Origin of the sequence: Rhodococcus sp. ARC_M6 (genome assembly GCF_022810305.1) — a bacterium.
Classification (GTDB): domain Bacteria; phylum Actinomycetota; class Actinomycetes; order Mycobacteriales; family Mycobacteriaceae; genus Rhodococcus_F.
This window is the reverse complement of record NZ_JALGQH010000017.1, coordinates 66853-82762: the sequence shown is the minus strand read 5'-3', so window position 1 is coordinate 82762 and position 15910 is coordinate 66853. Positions and strand designations below refer to the sequence as shown.

The following is a 15910-nucleotide window of genomic DNA, read 5'->3' as shown; positions in this document are numbered from 1 at the left end:
CTGCGTCTACCGACAGAAGTATCAATGCATGCGCCGACAGGTGGACAAAGTCACGCCTCAACGGGACGGACCCAGTCGCGCCGCTCTTCACACCGTGACGGGCAGCACTTGGAACTGACGTACCCGACATGGCAAACTGGACGCTATGTTCAGCCTCGCCGTACCTAACACCCCAGCTGACGCCGTCAGCCCGGTGGGGCGATACTTTACGTGCGCCGGACCCCGGTGCACGTGAACCGAACTGCTCACCTGCCTCTGGTCCGAATCGGATCCGGGGCTTTTTTCGTCCGTGCACCTGGATCGGTAACGACCCGAGCCGACAACACGATCCACGCAGTAGAAAGAGGAGACGAATACTCATGAGCACCCAGGCAGCAGCACCCGAGGGAAATGCCACTCCGAGTGACGTCGAGGTTCCGCGCAGCGAAGCCGAGATCAACGAACTCCGCAAGGAAATTGACCGACTCGACGCCGAGATCCTCGCGGCTATCAAGCGCCGCTCGGAGGTCTCGCAGATCATCGGCCGTACCCGGATGGCATCGGGTGGACCGCGCCTGGTTCACAGCCGTGAAATGAAGGTACTCGAGCGCTTCAACGAGTTGGGTCAGGAAGGCCACACGCTCGCCATGTTGCTTCTCCGCCTCGGCCGCGGACGCTTGGGACACTAGCGCCCTCCGGCAGTCAGCGAGACTCGTCCAGAAGTTTCCAGACGGTGCCACTAAAGTCGGTAATTGTGAGCACTGACATCACCGGAACTTCAGCCTGGCAGAAACTGCGCGCTCATCACGCCGATTTCGAAGCCGTTCACCTACGTGAACTCTTTCGCGACGATCCTGCGCGTGGCACCGAGTTGACGGTTGATGCCGGTGATCTTCATATCGATTACAGCAAGCACCGCGTCAGTCGCGAGACTCTGGATCTGTTGATCGATCTGGCTCGTACAGCAGGTGTCGAATCGCGACGTGACGCCTTGTTCGCGGGTGATCACATCAATACGTCCGAGGACCGCGCTGCGCTGCACACCGCCCTGCGGCTGCCCCGGGATGCGGCGCTCACTGTCGATGGCCAAGATGTCGTGGCCGACGTTCACGAGGTTCTGGACGCAATGGGCTCGTTTGCCGATCGCGTCCGCAGCGGGGAGTGGACCGGCGCGACGGGTAAGCGCATCCGCACGATCGTCAACATCGGTATCGGTGGGTCAGATCTGGGCCCGGTGATGGTGTACCGCGCCCTGCGGCATTACGCCGACGCCGGCATCAGCGTCCACTTCGTCTCCAATATCGATCCCGTGGATCTGGTCGGGCAGCTCGCCGATCTGGATGCCGAGACGACGTTGTTCATCGTGGCGTCCAAGACCTTCTCCACTCTCGAGACATTGACCAATGCCACTGCCGCCAAGCGGTGGCTGTTTGCCGGTCTCGGCAGCGACGATGCCTCCGCTGTCGCACAGCACTTCGTCGCAGTGTCCACGGAGGCCGAACGAGTCTCGGAATTCGGCATCGACACCGCCAACATGTTCGGTTTCTGGGATTGGGTGGGCGGCCGGTACTCCGTCGACTCCTCAATCGGAGTGTCCGTCATGTGCGCTGTCGGACCGGAGCGTTTCGCCGAGTTCCTCGACGGTTTCCACCAGATCGACACGCATTTCCGTACCCGCCCGCTCGAGGAGAATGCGCCCGTACTTCTCGGGTTGATCGGCCTCTGGTACTCCAATTTCTTCGGCGCACAATCACGTGCCGTGCTGCCGTATTCCAATGACCTGCTCCGCTTTCCAGCCTATCTGCAGCAGTTGACCATGGAATCCAACGGCAAGTCCGTTCGCGCCGACGGCACCCCCGTCACAACGTCGACGGGCGAAATCTTCTGGGGCGAGCCGGGAACCAACGGCCAGCACGCCTTCTATCAACTTCTTCATCAGGGAACATGGCTTGTGCCTGCCGATTTCATCGGTTTTGCAGAATCCACGGATGACCTACCCACCGCTGACGGCACGGGTTCCATGCACGACCTCTTGATGAGCAACTTCTTCGCGCAGACCAAGGTTCTGGCGTTCGGCAAGACGGCCGAAGAAATCGCAGCCGAGGGCACGCCCCCGGAGTTGGTGCCGCACAAGGTGATGCCGGGAAACCGTCCCACCACCACCATCCTGGCCAAGGAACTCACACCGTCGGTGGTCGGGCAGTTGATCGCCCTCTACGAGCATCAGGTATTTGTCGAAGGTGCGGTGTGGGGCGTCAATCCGTTTGATCAGTGGGGCGTCGAGCTCGGTAAGACACAAGCCTTGGAACTCGGGCCGGCACTCTCCGCGGAAGGCCCTCCGGGCGATCTCGGCGACACGTCCACCGATGCGCTGGTCGAGTGGTACCGCCACCAGCGGGGCCGGGCCTGACCGAAGGCCGAAGCGGTCACGCTGGGAGGCTCTGAGCGCTCACGCTGCGGCTGGACCGAACCAGTTCTCGGTGGTGTAAATACGCCCGGAGCGGTCCACCAGCCGAGCCCGAAGCCCTTGTTGTTCAACCCAAATGATCGCGCTGATTCCCCTCACCAGCGCTGCCTCGCTGGCGGCATATGCCCATACCGCATCGTCGGCAATCACGGACACTTGAACCCATTCGGTTGACGGACGCGCTTCATGCGGCTGCCATGAGGGCGCATCGGGAGCGTGCGCCGTTGCCATCGCCGTTCCGTTGCTCAATTCCACTTCCTCGCCGCCTGGAACCGGAATCTGCCAACCACCGGCTGGGGCGTGTCCGGCTGTGGCAATCACGTCCCCGATCCGCACGGCGACGCCGCATTGCAGTTCTGCGGCGACGGTTTGTGCCGCCCGATCCACAGTGTCCGCCTTCGCAACTCCGGTGATGTCGAACGAGGCGCCCCACGGCGCGTACACAACGTCGCCGTCCAGTTGCACGTCCTCGAACGTGGGGGTCGGATGCACGGGGGGAATTGATTCGTCCTCCGAATAATTGTCGGCCAGCGGATTCACCTCACCGGCCGTCATCCGGGCTGCCCACAGCGCCGAGCGCAGCAATGCCGACATACGGCGGGTGACTTTCACCGGCGTACCTTGAGCGAGATTGACGGCGTGAATTTCGGCATCTCCGCGTCGGAGGTCGCAGACGGCTTCGGTGTCCTCGATGGCAGCGGCGATCAAAGCGTGCGCAGTGGGCAGCGCCGCGCCTTCGGTGACATCCACCTCGACGGCGGAATCCCACATCGCCCACTTCTCGACACTGACCATGACAGCCCTGCCCTTCGAACTGCTGGATCCAAAACCTGCTGCTTTAAACACCAGTATGCGCCGTACTGCAAGCTCTCTGCCAGAACCTGCTGGTCCGGTTTCTCCCCCTACACTTCGGAGGTGGGATCACGCCTGAGTGTCATCGACGAAATGTTTCTGTGGACCCATCGTGGTCTCGGTCTGCCGATAGTGATGCAGGGGGTCTGGCGAACCGACGGCGTCGTCGACGCGGATGCGCTCGAGCAGTTGTGCGATCGAGTAGCGTCCGGACCGCTCGGTCGGCGAGTGCGTCGTCCACGGATTCCCGGTGCTAGGCCGGAATTCATCGTCGACACCAGCCGGTACCCGCTCAGTTTCCGTGCGGAGCCTGTTCCGGTCGAGCAGGTGATCGATTGGGCCGACGCTCAAGCTTTGGTCACGCTCGATCCTGAATGCGGCCCTGGTTGGCGCCTAGCCGCAACCCGTGATTCCGACGGCGGAACTGTCGTTTCCGTGACGTGCTCCCACGTCCTCGCCGATGCGCGGGGGTTGATCAACGCCCTACACGACGCGATGAATCGAACAAGCTCAGCACCGGCCGATTCGGCCCCGGTGTCCGACCGTGCTGATGCGCTGGCAACAACGACGCGGGTTCTGCGTGGGCTTACCCGCGCCGTCTTCGGACTCATCGTGAGTTCGGCGCGGCGGGCAGAACTTCGTGGATTCAGTTCATCGTCTACCTCCCCTCGCGGTCCGGATCGTCACCGGATGAGCAGCGCAGTTGTGGAGGTTGACGCGGCGCTGTGGGACAAGGCCACACGCACGGCCGGTGGCACCCCCAACAGCTTGTTCCTGGCGTGTGTAGGCCACCTGGCTCGGCGCGAGGATGAAACCGGCACAGTAACACTCAGTGTTCCCATGAATGTCAGAATCGCGAAGGGTCCGGATGTAACGATGACGTCGGTCGACAATGCGGTCGCCATGGTCGCCGTCCCAATCACTCCCCTTACTACTCTCGCCCAGATCCGCAAGCTATGTCGAGAAGCCTTCGCATCTCCCCCGATGTCCAGCCCCGCCGGTTTCCCGGCCGAACTTCTCCAGGTAATTCCGGACCGTCTTGCGCACCGCCTGGCCGACGGTCCCGGGCAGCGAGATGCCTTGTGTTCCAACATCGGAACGGTGGACATCAGCGCGTTCGACGGACATCCCACCAGCGGATTGGCTCTTCGCGCAGTTCATCCCGGAGCGACGGCCGCACAGTTGAACAGCACATCCACCCGAATCTCCGGATACCTTTGCCGAATCGGCAGTACGTACACGCTGTCGCTGGTAAGTTTCGAAGCTGTCGACGGCAACGCACTGCGCGAGCAAGCCTTACAATCCCTCGCCACATTCGGAATCACCGCCCGCGTCTGGTAAACAGATACCGGCAGAACTGCGGTACTTGTACGCCCGTACCCATTCCTCTCCGAGCGAACGTACCTTTCGTCGTCTTGGATGCGCCGAAAGGTACGTTCGCTCGGAAGGTTTCTACCAATTCAGTGACCGAACACACTGCACAGCAGAGTAATTGACCATAAAGTCAGACATGCAGAACAAATGACACGCGGCAAATAACGAACGGTCAGTTCGCGGCGTAAATCACATAGTTAGCAAACACTTTCATTTGCTGTGCCACCAAATATCCCCAGGTGAAAGCACTCTCGGTACTGGTGTCCAATTTTCGGTCGTCTACTATATGAAACCTGCCGCCGCACGACCACGGCACAGAGATCGATGCATGGTCACGAACGAAGGGATGAACTGTGGAAACGGGAGGAACCGTGGCAGATTCGTTCCAAGAGCGACTCAATGCCCTGTACCCAGACACGCCTCCCAGATTAACCAATGCTCAAGTTGTAGAGGCACTTTCACAGCGGGGATGTCGCATCTCGACGCCGTACCTTTCACAACTGCGCAGTGGTGTTCGGACCAATCCGTCGGAGCAGGTCGTATTGGCGCTCGCCGAGTACTTCAACGTCCAGGCCGAGTACTTCTTCAGCCCGACTCCGCGCCAGGATCCCGAACTCATTCCGGAAGAAGACCGTTCGGTCGCCGAAGAGTTCATCGACCCCGAATTGCGTTCCCTGACACGTAAAGCCGTGGATCTCTCGCCCGAGTCGCAGAGTCTGCTGTCCTCGATCGCCGAAAGGCTCCGATCCTCCGAGGGTCTGCCGTCGGTGCCGCCGGACTGCATCACGTACACAGCGCCCGTCTCACGCGAAGTGAATCCCACACTCAGCGCGTGAGGCGACCCAACAGTGCCGAAGCTGTAACGATTCCTGCCAGCGCCGCTCCGATCAGTACCGCGAAGTCGACGATGTAGTTGGTCGGCATCCCGATCAGCAAGCCTCGCAACGCCGACACCTCGTAGCTCAATGGATTGATTCGACTGAGCCACTGCACCCATCCCTGCATCAGATCCACCGGATACAGGGCGTTCGACGCGAAGAACAACGGCATGGTGATGGCTTGTCCGATGCCCATCAGTCGATCTCGCTTGAGGACGATGCCGGCGATCGCAACAGAGAGGCAGGCGAAGAAGGCGGCGCCCAGTACGACAACCACGACGACGCCGAGAAGTTTGATCGGGTTCCACGTCATACTCACGCCGAGTAGTGCTGCGACGATCACGACGACTACGGCTTGGGCGACGGCGCGAATCCCGGCGGCAAATGCTTTTCCGGTGACGAGCGCTGCCCGTGGCGTCGGAGTGACCATGAGTTTTGTGAGGACGCCGGCGTCGCGCTCCCAGATGATCTGGATGCCGTAGAAAATTGCGACGAAGAGCGCCGACTGCGCGATGATGCCGGGGGCCAAGAAGTCCAGATACGGTACATCGCCGGTGGGTATCGCTCGGATATGGCTGAACGTCTGCCCGAAGATGACAAGCCAAAGGATCGGTTGGATTGCGCGCGTGACCAACTCGGATCGATCATGGCGCAATTTCTGCACTTCGACGAGACAAAAAGTGTAGATCCTCGACATTAATCGGGCGAACCCGTTGACGCTGGGGTCAGCCCAGGCGGCGCGCTGTACGGCGGGTGCTGCGGACATCACGGAGTCCTCCTGACTCTCGGCCGGTGAGGTCGTCGCCGGCAACGTGACGAAAGACGTCTTCGAGTGTGGCGTCCGGGCCGAGTGTCGTGGCCAGTTCGCTCGGACTGCCGACTGCCCTCAGTTCACCGTGGTGCATCAGAGCAACACGATCACACAATTCGTCGGCTTCCTCCATGTAGTGGGTGGTCAGCAGAACGGTCATTCCGTACTGCTGCTGCATCTCGGAGACTCTGCGCCACACGGATTCACGCGCAATGGGGTCCAGCCCTACCGTCGGCTCGTCCAAGACCAGTAGCGCGGGCCGATTGACCAGTGCCTGTGCCAATTCCAATCGTCGTACCATTCCGCCGGAGAAGCTTGCGGCGACGCGGTCTGCGGAGTCGAGCAGATCCACCATCTCCAGAGCCTGGTCCACACGCTCACGTCGCTCGAATCTCGGCACATCGTAGAGGCGAGCAAACCACGTGACGTTCTCCCGGGCCGTCAAAGAACTCTCGATCGAAAGTTGTTGCGGTACATAACCGAGATGACGTCTGATAGTCATCGCGTCTGTCCGTTCAGACTTTCCCAGGATGCGGATATCACCGTCCTGCAAGGGAAGTAATGTGTTGAGCAGTCGAATCGTGGTGGTCTTTCCCGCTCCGTTCGGCCCGAGTAGACCGAAACATTCGCCCTGTTCGATGGTCAAACTCAGGTTGTCCACCGCCAGGTTGCTGCCCGCACGGCTGGAACCGAATCTGTAGGAGAGATTTTCGATCTCAACCGCAGGTACGTTCGGAGCCGACGCTTGCGGAATACTTCGCCGGTTCCACCAGTGCTCAGCCATGTCAGGCCTCCTCGGTTTCGGCGCCGGCCCTGGCCAGCGCGACTGCGAGCCGAGTCAGTGCCGGCAAGGCAGCTTCGATGTGTGCTTGATCGTCGGCACTCAAGCTCGACAACGCCTGTCCCACAACGACGCTGCGCCGATCTCGCCAGTATTCGACACGTTCACGCGCTTCCTTCGACAACGCAAGCCTTGCCACGCGCCGGTCCGCACCGTCGACCACCCGCTCGATCACTCCGTCGTCGGCAAGCTGACGAACCAGCGTGGACACCGTATTCGCGGCGACACCGAGCTTGGTGGCTGCCTCGGCCACCGAGAGTCCGGGATTCCTTCTCAGCAACCGCACAAGTTCGATCTGGGCGCCGCCCAGCGGACGCTCGGCAAACGGGCGCCCTGACGCTTTTCGTGTGCCGCGTCGCAACTGACCGAGCGTCTCGAGTACGTCATCGGACAAACGATGAGGTAGTTCATCTTCTACATCCATATCCCACAATACCTCTGTAGCAGAGCTATTGTCGTGGCGTTTGGCAGGGTTTCCGAATCGGCGGCGTCGGGTATCCCCCACTGCTAGCACCGCCCACCCGTGAAATGGAGCGATCATGCGCAGACAGTGGTTGTTCGCGATTGTCGCCAGTGCCGCACTTGCCGTGTCCGGTTGTTCGTACGACGCCACCGATTCCGGCACCGACGCAGATAACGTCACCGAGATATCGACGTCGCTGTCACCTCCGGCAGCAGCCAGCGCCGTGCTACTGAAGACAGCCACTTCTCCACTGGGAACAATTGTGGTCGACGGCGAAGGAATGACCGCGTATATCTACAACCCTGACGAGGAGAACTCGACTTCGAGTTCATGCGACGAAAACTGCCTACGGTACTGGCCGGCTGTCACGTCTACCACCGATTCTCCAGTGGTACAGGGAATAAACGCCGCGATCGGGACGGTGCCGGGTCCGGACGGCTCCTTCCAAGTGACAGTGAACGGTAAGCCTATCTACCGATACTTGGACGACCAGGTCCCCGGCGACATGTTGGGGCAGGGCGTCGGCAGTCTGTGGTTCATGATCGACGAGTACGGAAATCCGGTATTCGCTACGGAGTAGGAGCTCAGTTGTACGGCTGCCGTGCAGTTTCCGGGTCGCCGTAGGTTATCGCTCGTTCGCGACGAGTTTTAGACGCGAGGGTGACGCCCCAGTTGAGTGCTGTGCTGACGCGGTTGCGGAAACCTGCCAGGAACGCGATGTGGATAACTCCCCACGACACCCAGCCGAGGAAGCCGGACATCCGAATCGGACCGGCCTGCAGTAGTGCGTGTCGACGCGAAATGTAGGCGGCTGTACCGAGATCACGGTATTTGAAGAGCTTCCCGTTGGGTCCACCGTGTTCGACGATCGCCGCAATTTGATTGCCGGCGTACCGCCCGCCTTGCATGGCGACTTCTGCGACGCCCGGCAGTTTGTCGAGGGACATGATGTCGCCCACCACCCAGACATCGGGGTGTCCTGGCACTGTCAGGTCGCGGCCGACTTCGATGCGGCCACCGCCGACCTGCTTGACGCCCAGTGCGCCGGCCAGTGCTTCCACAAACGGGACCGCCTCGACGCCGGCAGTCCACAGGATTGTTCGAGTCTCGTACCGCCGCTTCTCTTTTGTCTTCTTGTCGGTGGTCTCCACCTCGGTTTCGGATACGTCGGTCACATGCACGCCGAGATGTGTTTCGACGCCAATCTTCTCGAGGGTGCGTCCGGCCGCTGCGGACAGCGATCGGCTGAACGACGGCAATACTCGGTCGTCGCCGTGAAAGAGCAGGACGCGTGCTTCCTCCGGATCGATGGCACGAAACTCGTTGGTGAGCGCATGCATCGCCAATTCGCGGATCTGCCCGGCTATCTCGACTCCGGTGGGTCCGCCGCCGGCCACGGCGAAGGTCAGCCAGGGTCGCCGTTCCTCGGGGGTGGGCAGCGATTCCGCCATCTCGAATGCGGCGACCAGACTGCGGCGGATTGCCAGCGCGTCGTCGAGAGTTTTCATTCCCGGCGCCCACTTGATGAAATCTTCCTGCCCGTGGTACGACTGCCGCATTCCGGCGGCGACGATCAGATAGTCGTAGGAGAGGTCGAAAGTGGAGCCGTCGAAGCGGCTTGCTGTCAGCACCTTGGCTTCGACATCCACCGATTTAGCTTCGCCCAGAACTACATTCGTGTTCTTCTGATCTTCCAACAGATGTCGGAGTGGGCTGGCGATCTGTCCTTCGGACAGGAGACCGGTAGCGCACTGGTAGAGCAGTGGCTGAAATACGTGGCTGGTTCCGCGATCGATCAGAATGACCTCGACGTCGGCCTTCTTGAGGCGCTTCGCGGCGTACAGTCCGCCGAATCCCCCGCCCACGATGACAACTCGGGGTTTACCGTTCGAGATGTACATGCTCATCAGACAAACCTCGCTGTCACGGAGTTGGGCAGGAAGCGGAGCGCGGCATCGATGCCTTGCCATTTGAGACCCGGCAAAGCCGCTCTGGTGGACTCCTTTTCGATGGCACCCACCATCGCGTCGACACCCTCGTCGAGGTCCGCCATCAAAGAAGAATCGTCACCGGCACCGGCGGACATGTCGGTCTTGATGTAGCCGGGAAGAAGCGTTGTCACTCGAATCGGTGTGCGCGCCAACTCAATACTCAATGCCTCTCCGAGTGCCGCAACTCCGGCTTTGCTTGCGGAATACGTGGCTTTGCTGCCCGGCAATCCTCGATCTGCACTGATCGACGACACCAGCACAAGGTGGCCGGCGTTCTGTTCACGGAAGATTTCGAGGGCGGCTTCGCACTGTGACAGCGCTCCGACGAAGTTCGTCTGCGCCGTCGCCAGATTCGCGTAAGCCTTGCCGGTGCCGATCTTGGCGCCCTTACCGACTCCGGCATTCACGATCACACGGTCGAGTCCGCCGAGTTCGTCACGAAGTTCACCGAATACTCGTACAACGGAATCGTGTTCGGTGACGTCCACGCCGCGGACGGCTACCTTGATCGCGGGATTGCGCGTCACCAGTTCCTCGCGCAGGGCGTCAAGACGGTCTGTTCTACGCGCACATAACGCCAGATCGCGACCTTGGGCGGCAAATCTCCGGGCCATCCCTTCGCCCAGACCTGAACTTGCGCCGGTGATCAGAATTCTCTGCCGTGTCATGAACGCAACTGTAACCATCAGGGCGAGCTTCCACCGGGCTGTTACCCAGCGAACTGCACCCGTTTCGGCCTACCGTTGAAGAATGACCGAAGAATTCGATGTCATAGTCATCGGTGGCGGACCAGCCGGCGAAAATGCCGCGGCCTATGCCATCTCCGGCAGCATCCGAACGGCAGCAATCGTGGAGCATGAACTTGTCGGCGGTGAGTGCTCGTACTGGGCCTGTATGCCGAGTAAAGCGCTGCTCCGGCCGGGGCAGGTGCGCGACGCGGCGAGTGCCTTGCCCGGGATATCGATCGAACCGCCCGGTAGCGCCGCTCACTCGATCAGTGCAACCTTGGCCCGACGCGACTCCATCACCCACAATCACGACGATTCTTCGCAGGTGGAGTGGGCAAAGTCGACGGGCATCACCGTGATCCGAGGCCACGGCTCACTCGACGGCGAAAAAACCGTCGTGGTCGACGGCACCCGAAAACTCCTGGCCCGCCAAGCCGTCGTACTGGCCACGGGAACCGCTGCGTCGGTGCCGGACACTCCGGGGCTACGGGCGGCGCTCCCCTGGACGTCTCGCGACGCCACCAACCTCCATGAGGTTCCGCGGCGTGTTGCCGTCATCGGCGGTGGCGTCGTCGCGACGGAATGTGCGACGTGGATGTTGTCGTTCGGCGCCGAAGTGACTCTGCTGGTTCGCGGCAACTCGGTGTTGAAGTCTGCCGAACCGTTTGCCGGCGAGATGGTGGCCCGTCATCTCACCGGCCGCGGCGCCGACATTCGCTTCGGTACCACCGTCAATTCCGTGTCCCGGCCAGATGCCCGGGACACCGGCGAAGGAAACATTCACGGCGGTCCGATCACTCTCGACACGTCGTCCGGCGTGATCGAAGTAGACGAGGTGATCGTTGCCGCCGGACGCGCTCCGACGTCGGCTCACCTGGGCCTCTCGACCGTCGGATTAGAGGACGGTAAGTACGTGCCGACCGACGATCATCTGTGCGCGCAGGGTGAATGGCTGTATGCGGTCGGCGATATCAACGGCCGCTCGCCACTGACCCACATGGGCAAGTACCAGGCGAGGGTGTGCGGCGACGTTATCGCGGCCCGCGCCACGGGTAGTCCGCTGGTAGCCCTACGGTGCACGGCGTCAGCAGACAACGGCCGAGTTCCCCAAGTCGTGTTCACGTCACCCGAAGTTGCCTGGGTAGGACGGACGGAAGTGCAAGCACGCATCGACGGTCTGGACGTCGAAGTCGTGGAAATTCCGATTGCCGTCGCCGGGTCGTCACTGCTCCGGGATGGTTACGAGGGCCGCGCGAAACTGGTGATCGACAAACTCGAGGACACCATCGTCGGTGCCACGTTTGTCGGACCCGAAGTGTCGGAGTTGCTGCACGCCGCGACAATCGCTGTGGTTGCGGAAGTCCCACTCGAAATGCTGTGGCATGCGGTCCCGTCGTATCCGACAGTCAGCGAGGTCTGGCTGCGATTGTTGGAGGCGCGACGATGACGTAGTTACGTATAGTCGCGGCTATGGCGGCAGACGCACGGATCAACTCAGAAGTACTTGTGACCACGGCCGACGGAATTTTGCGCGGTCTACGTGTCGGCAAACTCCGTGCGTGGAGAGGTATTCCGTTCGCTCGTCCCCCGGTGGGTGCATTGCGCCTGCGCGCACCCCAGCCGGTCCTGCCCTGGAAAGGCGAACGAGCGGCCACGGCATTCGGCGATGCGTCGGTGCAGAGCAAGAAGGGCCTGGCATTGGCCCCGGGAAAGTACCAACCGAGTAGCGAGGACTGCCTCACCCTCAATGTTCTTGCGCCCGAGCAGGCCGCCGTCGAACCACTTCCGGTGATGGTCTTCATTCACGGAGGCGCCAATACCATCGGAACATCCGCGACGGGACTCTATTCCGGACGTTCGCTCGTCACGCGCGGCAACATCATCTACGTGTCGATCAACTACCGCCTGGGCGCGTTGGGATTCCTGGATTTTTCCGAATTCTCCACCCCGGAACATCCTTTCGATTCCAATCTCGCGCTTCGAGACCAAGTGGCCGCGTTGGAATGGGTGCAGCGCAACATCGCGTCTTTCGGCGGCGATCCTGATCGAGTGACAGTGTTCGGCGAGTCAGCCGGCGGCACCGCAATCACCACACTGTTGGCGACACCCGCAGCACACGGACTGTTTGCCGGTGCGATTGCCGAAAGCCCGGCTCCGGATCTCGTGGTAAACCAAGAACTCTCACGCATCTGGGCAAGAAGATTCATCGAGATCCTCGGTTCCGATGCCCCTCCGTCTCAGGCTCTGCGCCTGACCTCGGCTCGGGAGTTGAGCCGTACGGGATCCCTCCTGGGCACTGAAGTTCTGTCCGCCACACCGGGACTGCATCCGTTCGGCCCCAGTGTCGACGGCGATTTCCTCCCCGTCTCACCCGTCGAGGCGTTCGCTCGCGGGTTGGCCCATCAGGTGCCACTGATCATCGGAACAAACAAACGCGAGGGCACACTCTTCCCCAAGGTGCTCGACGCACTGCCCACTTCTCCGCCGCGCATCGAGAAGATGTTTGCCCTCACCGATCCCGAAGCCGGAAAGCGCATCCTTGCAACGTATCCGGACTATCCAACCGAGGATTCTGCGATCGATGTCGGCGGCGACGTGACATTCTGGCACCCGTCAGTGGAGTTGATGCAAGCGCACGCCCAGAGCGCTCCGACGTATGCTTACCGATTCGACTTTGCCCCACCGTTGATGCGCTGGCTCGGACTCGACGCGACACATGGTTTCGAGATGTTTGCAGTCTTCGGTATCGGCAACACCTCGGTCGGCCGGGCGCTCACTCTGCCCGGCGGCCGGCGCGGACTCCGCACTGTCACCGATGTCGTCCAGGAACATTGGCTCAACTTTGCGAAGCACGGCGCTCCGCGCAGTTCGTGGCCCCGCTACGACGACAGCATGCGCCGCACCTTGATCTTCGACGAAATCACTCACGTCGAAAACGACCCCCGCCGCGAGCAACGCCTTGCCTGGTCCGGTTACGCGGGCTACCGCAACTACCAACCGAGCCAGATTCTCTCGTGACGGTCGACGAGTGATGGACCACCTCGACATAGTTGTCGATTCCGGGAAAATCCGCGGTCGTCTACTCGAACTGCGCGCTGGAAATCTCAGGACGTGGCGGGCGATTCCGTACGCCGCACCTCCCGTCGGCCCACTGCGGTTTCGAGCGCCTCAACCCGTAGTGCCCTGGCAAGGTATCCGCTCGGCTGCCGAATTCGGTTCGCCTGCACCGCAGAGTAAGGGCAATCTCGACGAGAACTGTTTGCTCCTCAACGTTCTTGCACCCAGTCATATTTCCAATGAACTACTTCCGGTCATGGTGTTCATTCACGGAGGCGCCTACAACGGCGGCAATCCGTCGGCGCCGATGTACCACGGCAGATCCTTGGTGGAGCGCGGCAACATCATCTACGTCTCCATTCAGTATCGCCTCGGAGCGCTGGGATACCTCGACTTCAGTGAGATATCCACAGACAAAACATTATTCGAATCGAACCTGGGTCTCCGAGATCAAGTTTGTGCGCTGGAATGGGTACAGCGGAACATTGCGGCATTCGGCGGCGATCCGCACAATGTCACGGTGTTCGGTGAATCGTCCGGTGCGAATGCCGTCACAACGCTGATGGCCACACCGGCAGCTACAGGTCTGTTCGCGCAAGCCATCGCTCAAAGTCCTCCCGCCGCTTCGGCCTACGGCAAGGACCGAGCGAACCGTTGGGCACAGGAGTTTCTCGAGATCGCCCACGCGCCGGCCACAGATCCGGCATCATGGTTGTCCTCGGCATCAGTGGGCGAACTAGTTGACGCCGGCGAGGAGCTGGCCCGCCGCGGCGCCGACGAAGAACCGGGAACGCGCGCGTTCGCTCCCGTAGTGGGCGACGACTTCCTCCCCCAACATCCACTCGACGTCTTTGCGGCGGGAAATGCCCACCCGGTCCCCTTTTTAGTGGGGTCGAATCTCCATGAGGGACGGATCTTTCCGCGCTTCCTCAATATCTTGCCCACAGATCCGGAACGGATCGACAAGATGTTTTCTCACACCTCAGCGGATGTGAAAGAGCGTGCGCTGGCAGCGTATCCAACGTATCCGCACCGCAAAGCGGCTGCGGATCTGGGCGGCGATATTACCTTCTGGGAGCCGGCAATCCTCTGCACCCAAGGCCATTGCACTGTGGCGCCAACCTACAGTTACCGCTACGATTTCGCGCCTAGACTGCTTCGATTGCTCGGAATTGGCGCAACACATGCCACTGAACTGTTTGCAGTCTTCGGTCGATCGGACGTGTTGATCAAGTGCCTCACCGCCTTCGGCGGACGACGTTCACTCGAAGCTGTCACCGCAACTATGCAAAATCATTGGCTTCACTTCGCCCGCCACGGCGCCCCCGGTAGCGATTGGCCCCGATACTCCACGGTGAACCGTGAGACCATGATCTTCGACAGCATCAGCTACGTGGAGAATGATCCCCTCGCCGATCGCCGACGCGCCTGGATCGGCTATCAGCACAGACGGTGAACTGCGTTCCGCTCAAGCCCGAGCACGTCATCTCTCGAACTCTTCGAATCTCAATTTTTCAATTCTCAACTCTTCGACGACCTTGCCGTCGGCAATCGAGAACACACGATCCGCATACCCCCTGGCCAGAGGGTCATGCGTAGCGACAAGCACGGTCATCCCGTCATCCGCGAGCTCGCGAAACAATGCGAAGAGTGCCAGCGAGTTCACGGCATCGAGAGCGCCAGTCGGTTCGTCGACCAGCAGCACTTTCCGTGCCCCGAGCAGGGCGCGGGCGACGCCGACGCGCTGCTTCTGACCGCTGGAGAGCTGCTGCGGGAAACGCCCGCCCAATCCATCGAGACCGACCCGCCGCAGCGCTTCCTCAGCAGCCCGCTTCGCTGCCGACCGCCGCATACCTCCCGCTACCTGCGCCAGCGAGACATTGTCCGCCACTGTCGCATTCGCGATCAGGTTATATTCCTGGAACACCACACCGACACTCTCACGCCGAAACGCCGCACGCTGATCGGTCGACAATGCGGTTACTTCGATGCCAGCCACATTCACGGTCCCAGAATCCGGATCATCGAGTCCTGCAATCATATTGATCAAGGTCGTCTTTCCGGATCCACTGACGCCATAGATCGTCACAAGCTGGCCTGCAGCAATATCGAGCGAGACCCGCTGCACCGCAGGGACCGCGACACCACCTGATCCGACACCACCCCGTCGGGCACTGTGCTCATTGCCCGCCTGATATGTCTTGTAAACAGTATCGAGAGAAATCATCCACGCACCCCAAACCCAACTAGTTCACTGAAGTCTCGAGGAATCCCTCGAACCAACGTTGCGGAACCTGCATGTTCACCGCAGACTTTCCGCACTTCTCAGCCCTGCTGCTTTTCGTACAGCAACGCCGTTCGCCGCCGTCGACAAACCAAGCGACCCAATTCGATGACCCCTTCGTGGCAGCAAGAAGTCGCAGCTAAGGCAATCCACTATGCAAAGCAGGTACTCCTCAGTGAAGGGGA

At 60.9% G+C, this 15910-nt stretch carries 15 protein-coding genes; 8 read left to right on the top strand and 7 right to left on the bottom strand.

Annotated features, from left to right (window positions below):
• Nucleotides 1-359 precede the first annotated feature (359 nt).
• Nucleotides 360-668 carry a chorismate mutase gene (locus MTX36_RS18100; protein ID WP_094274444.1) on the top strand — a complete coding sequence of 103 codons (309 nt, stop codon included), beginning with the start codon at nucleotides 360-362 and terminating at the stop codon, nucleotides 666-668.
• 65 nt (nucleotides 669-733) lie between these two features.
• The gene (gene pgi, locus MTX36_RS18095; RefSeq protein ID WP_243621078.1) at nucleotides 734-2389 is read left to right on the top strand and encodes a glucose-6-phosphate isomerase; all 1656 of its coding nucleotides are present in this window, start codon (nucleotides 734-736) and stop codon (nucleotides 2387-2389) included.
• Between the two features lie 39 nt (nucleotides 2390-2428).
• Here pgi and MTX36_RS18090 read toward each other — a convergent pair whose 3' ends face one another.
• A complete protein-coding gene (locus MTX36_RS18090) occupies nucleotides 2429-3241 on the bottom strand; it encodes an FAD:protein FMN transferase (protein WP_243621077.1) in 813 nt (270 codons plus the stop codon).
• Between the two features lie 120 nt (nucleotides 3242-3361).
• Here MTX36_RS18090 and MTX36_RS18085 point away from each other — a divergent pair, with 120 nt between their 5' ends.
• On the top strand, nucleotides 3362-4639 hold the full coding sequence (locus MTX36_RS18085) for a hypothetical protein (protein ID WP_243621076.1): 1278 nt from the start codon (nucleotides 3362-3364) through the stop codon (nucleotides 4637-4639).
• A 404-nt stretch (nucleotides 4640-5043) separates the two neighbouring features.
• Nucleotides 5044-5508 carry a helix-turn-helix domain-containing protein gene (locus MTX36_RS18080; RefSeq protein WP_243621075.1) on the top strand — a complete coding sequence of 155 codons (465 nt, stop codon included), beginning with the start codon at nucleotides 5044-5046 and terminating at the stop codon, nucleotides 5506-5508.
• Here the strand turns inward: MTX36_RS18080 and MTX36_RS18075 are convergent.
• Genes MTX36_RS18075 through MTX36_RS18065 form a run of 3 tightly spaced genes read right to left on the bottom strand, consistent with a single transcriptional unit; the run spans nucleotide 5498 to nucleotide 7626 of the window.
• The gene (locus MTX36_RS18075; RefSeq protein ID WP_243621074.1) at nucleotides 5498-6316 is read right to left on the bottom strand and encodes an ABC transporter permease; all 819 of its coding nucleotides are present in this window, start codon (nucleotides 6314-6316) and stop codon (nucleotides 5498-5500) included. The genes MTX36_RS18080 and MTX36_RS18075 overlap by 11 nt on opposite strands.
• Nucleotides 6276-7145, bottom strand: coding sequence for an ABC transporter ATP-binding protein (locus tag MTX36_RS18070; RefSeq protein WP_243621073.1), 870 nt, complete (start codon nucleotides 7143-7145; stop codon nucleotides 6276-6278). Before MTX36_RS18070 ends, MTX36_RS18075 begins: the two co-directional genes overlap by 41 nt.
• Nucleotide 7146: 1 nt before the next feature.
• On the bottom strand, nucleotides 7147-7626 hold the full coding sequence (locus MTX36_RS18065; protein ID WP_243621072.1) for a MarR family winged helix-turn-helix transcriptional regulator: 480 nt from the start codon (nucleotides 7624-7626) through the stop codon (nucleotides 7147-7149).
• Between the two features lie 115 nt (nucleotides 7627-7741).
• Between MTX36_RS18065 and MTX36_RS18060 the strand changes: the two genes are divergently transcribed.
• The gene (locus MTX36_RS18060; protein WP_243621071.1) at nucleotides 7742-8245 is read left to right on the top strand and encodes a hypothetical protein; all 504 of its coding nucleotides are present in this window, start codon (nucleotides 7742-7744) and stop codon (nucleotides 8243-8245) included.
• Nucleotides 8246-8249: 4 nt separating this feature from the next.
• Here MTX36_RS18060 and MTX36_RS18055 read toward each other — a convergent pair whose 3' ends face one another.
• Entirely contained in the window at nucleotides 8250-9572 is a 1323-nt protein-coding gene (locus MTX36_RS18055; RefSeq protein WP_243621070.1) for an NAD(P)/FAD-dependent oxidoreductase, read from the bottom strand.
• Nucleotides 9572-10324: an SDR family oxidoreductase gene (locus MTX36_RS18050; RefSeq protein ID WP_243621069.1), complete on the bottom strand. Its 753-nt coding sequence runs from the start codon at nucleotides 10322-10324 to the stop codon at nucleotides 9572-9574. The genes MTX36_RS18055 and MTX36_RS18050 overlap by 1 nt, the downstream gene beginning before the upstream one ends.
• 82 nt (nucleotides 10325-10406) lie before the next feature.
• Here MTX36_RS18050 and MTX36_RS18045 point away from each other — a divergent pair, with 82 nt between their 5' ends.
• Genes MTX36_RS18045 through MTX36_RS18035 form a run of 3 tightly spaced genes read left to right on the top strand, consistent with a single transcriptional unit; the run spans nucleotide 10407 to nucleotide 14897 of the window.
• Nucleotides 10407-11831 carry an NAD(P)/FAD-dependent oxidoreductase gene (locus tag MTX36_RS18045; protein ID WP_243621068.1) on the top strand — a complete coding sequence of 475 codons (1425 nt, stop codon included), beginning with the start codon at nucleotides 10407-10409 and terminating at the stop codon, nucleotides 11829-11831.
• A 23-nt stretch (nucleotides 11832-11854) separates the two neighbouring features.
• Nucleotides 11855-13402 (top strand): carboxylesterase/lipase family protein, encoded by a 1548-nt coding sequence (locus tag MTX36_RS18040; protein WP_243621067.1) that lies wholly within the window; start codon nucleotides 11855-11857, stop codon nucleotides 13400-13402.
• Between the two features lie 13 nt (nucleotides 13403-13415).
• Entirely contained in the window at nucleotides 13416-14897 is a 1482-nt protein-coding gene (locus tag MTX36_RS18035; protein ID WP_243621113.1) for a carboxylesterase/lipase family protein, read from the top strand.
• A gap of 27 nt (nucleotides 14898-14924) precedes the next feature.
• On the opposite strand, the gene MTX36_RS18030 is transcribed toward MTX36_RS18035, so the two are convergent.
• A complete protein-coding gene (locus MTX36_RS18030) occupies nucleotides 14925-15668 on the bottom strand; it encodes an ABC transporter ATP-binding protein (RefSeq protein WP_243621066.1) in 744 nt (247 codons plus the stop codon).
• Between the last annotated feature and the right edge of the window lie 242 nt (nucleotides 15669-15910).

What these genes read in the sequence shown, in the direction of transcription:
- MTX36_RS18100 (WP_094274444.1), top strand. Translation starts at nt 360, where the DNA reads ATGAGCACCCAGGCAGCAGCACCCGAGGGAAATGCCACTCCGAGTGAC.
- MTX36_RS18090 (WP_243621077.1), bottom strand. Translation starts at nt 3,241, where the DNA reads ATGGTCAGTGTCGAGAAGTGGGCGATGTGGGATTCCGCCGTCGAGGTG.
- MTX36_RS18075 (WP_243621074.1), bottom strand. Translation starts at nt 6,316, where the DNA reads ATGTCCGCAGCACCCGCCGTACAGCGCGCCGCCTGGGCTGACCCCAGC.
- MTX36_RS18070 (WP_243621073.1), bottom strand. Translation starts at nt 7,145, where the DNA reads ATGGCTGAGCACTGGTGGAACCGGCGAAGTATTCCGCAAGCGTCGGCT.
- MTX36_RS18065 (WP_243621072.1), bottom strand. Translation starts at nt 7,626, where the DNA reads ATGGATGTAGAAGATGAACTACCTCATCGTTTGTCCGATGACGTACTC.
- MTX36_RS18060 (WP_243621071.1), top strand. Translation starts at nt 7,742, where the DNA reads ATGCGCAGACAGTGGTTGTTCGCGATTGTCGCCAGTGCCGCACTTGCC.
- MTX36_RS18055 (WP_243621070.1), bottom strand. Translation starts at nt 9,572, where the DNA reads ATGAGCATGTACATCTCGAACGGTAAACCCCGAGTTGTCATCGTGGGC.
- MTX36_RS18050 (WP_243621069.1), bottom strand. Translation starts at nt 10,324, where the DNA reads ATGACACGGCAGAGAATTCTGATCACCGGCGCAAGTTCAGGTCTGGGC.
- MTX36_RS18045 (WP_243621068.1), top strand. Translation starts at nt 10,407, where the DNA reads ATGACCGAAGAATTCGATGTCATAGTCATCGGTGGCGGACCAGCCGGC.
- MTX36_RS18040 (WP_243621067.1), top strand. Translation starts at nt 11,855, where the DNA reads ATGGCGGCAGACGCACGGATCAACTCAGAAGTACTTGTGACCACGGCC.
- MTX36_RS18035 (WP_243621113.1), top strand. Translation starts at nt 13,416, where the DNA reads ATGGACCACCTCGACATAGTTGTCGATTCCGGGAAAATCCGCGGTCGT.
- MTX36_RS18030 (WP_243621066.1), bottom strand. Translation starts at nt 15,668, where the DNA reads ATGATTTCTCTCGATACTGTTTACAAGACATATCAGGCGGGCAATGAG.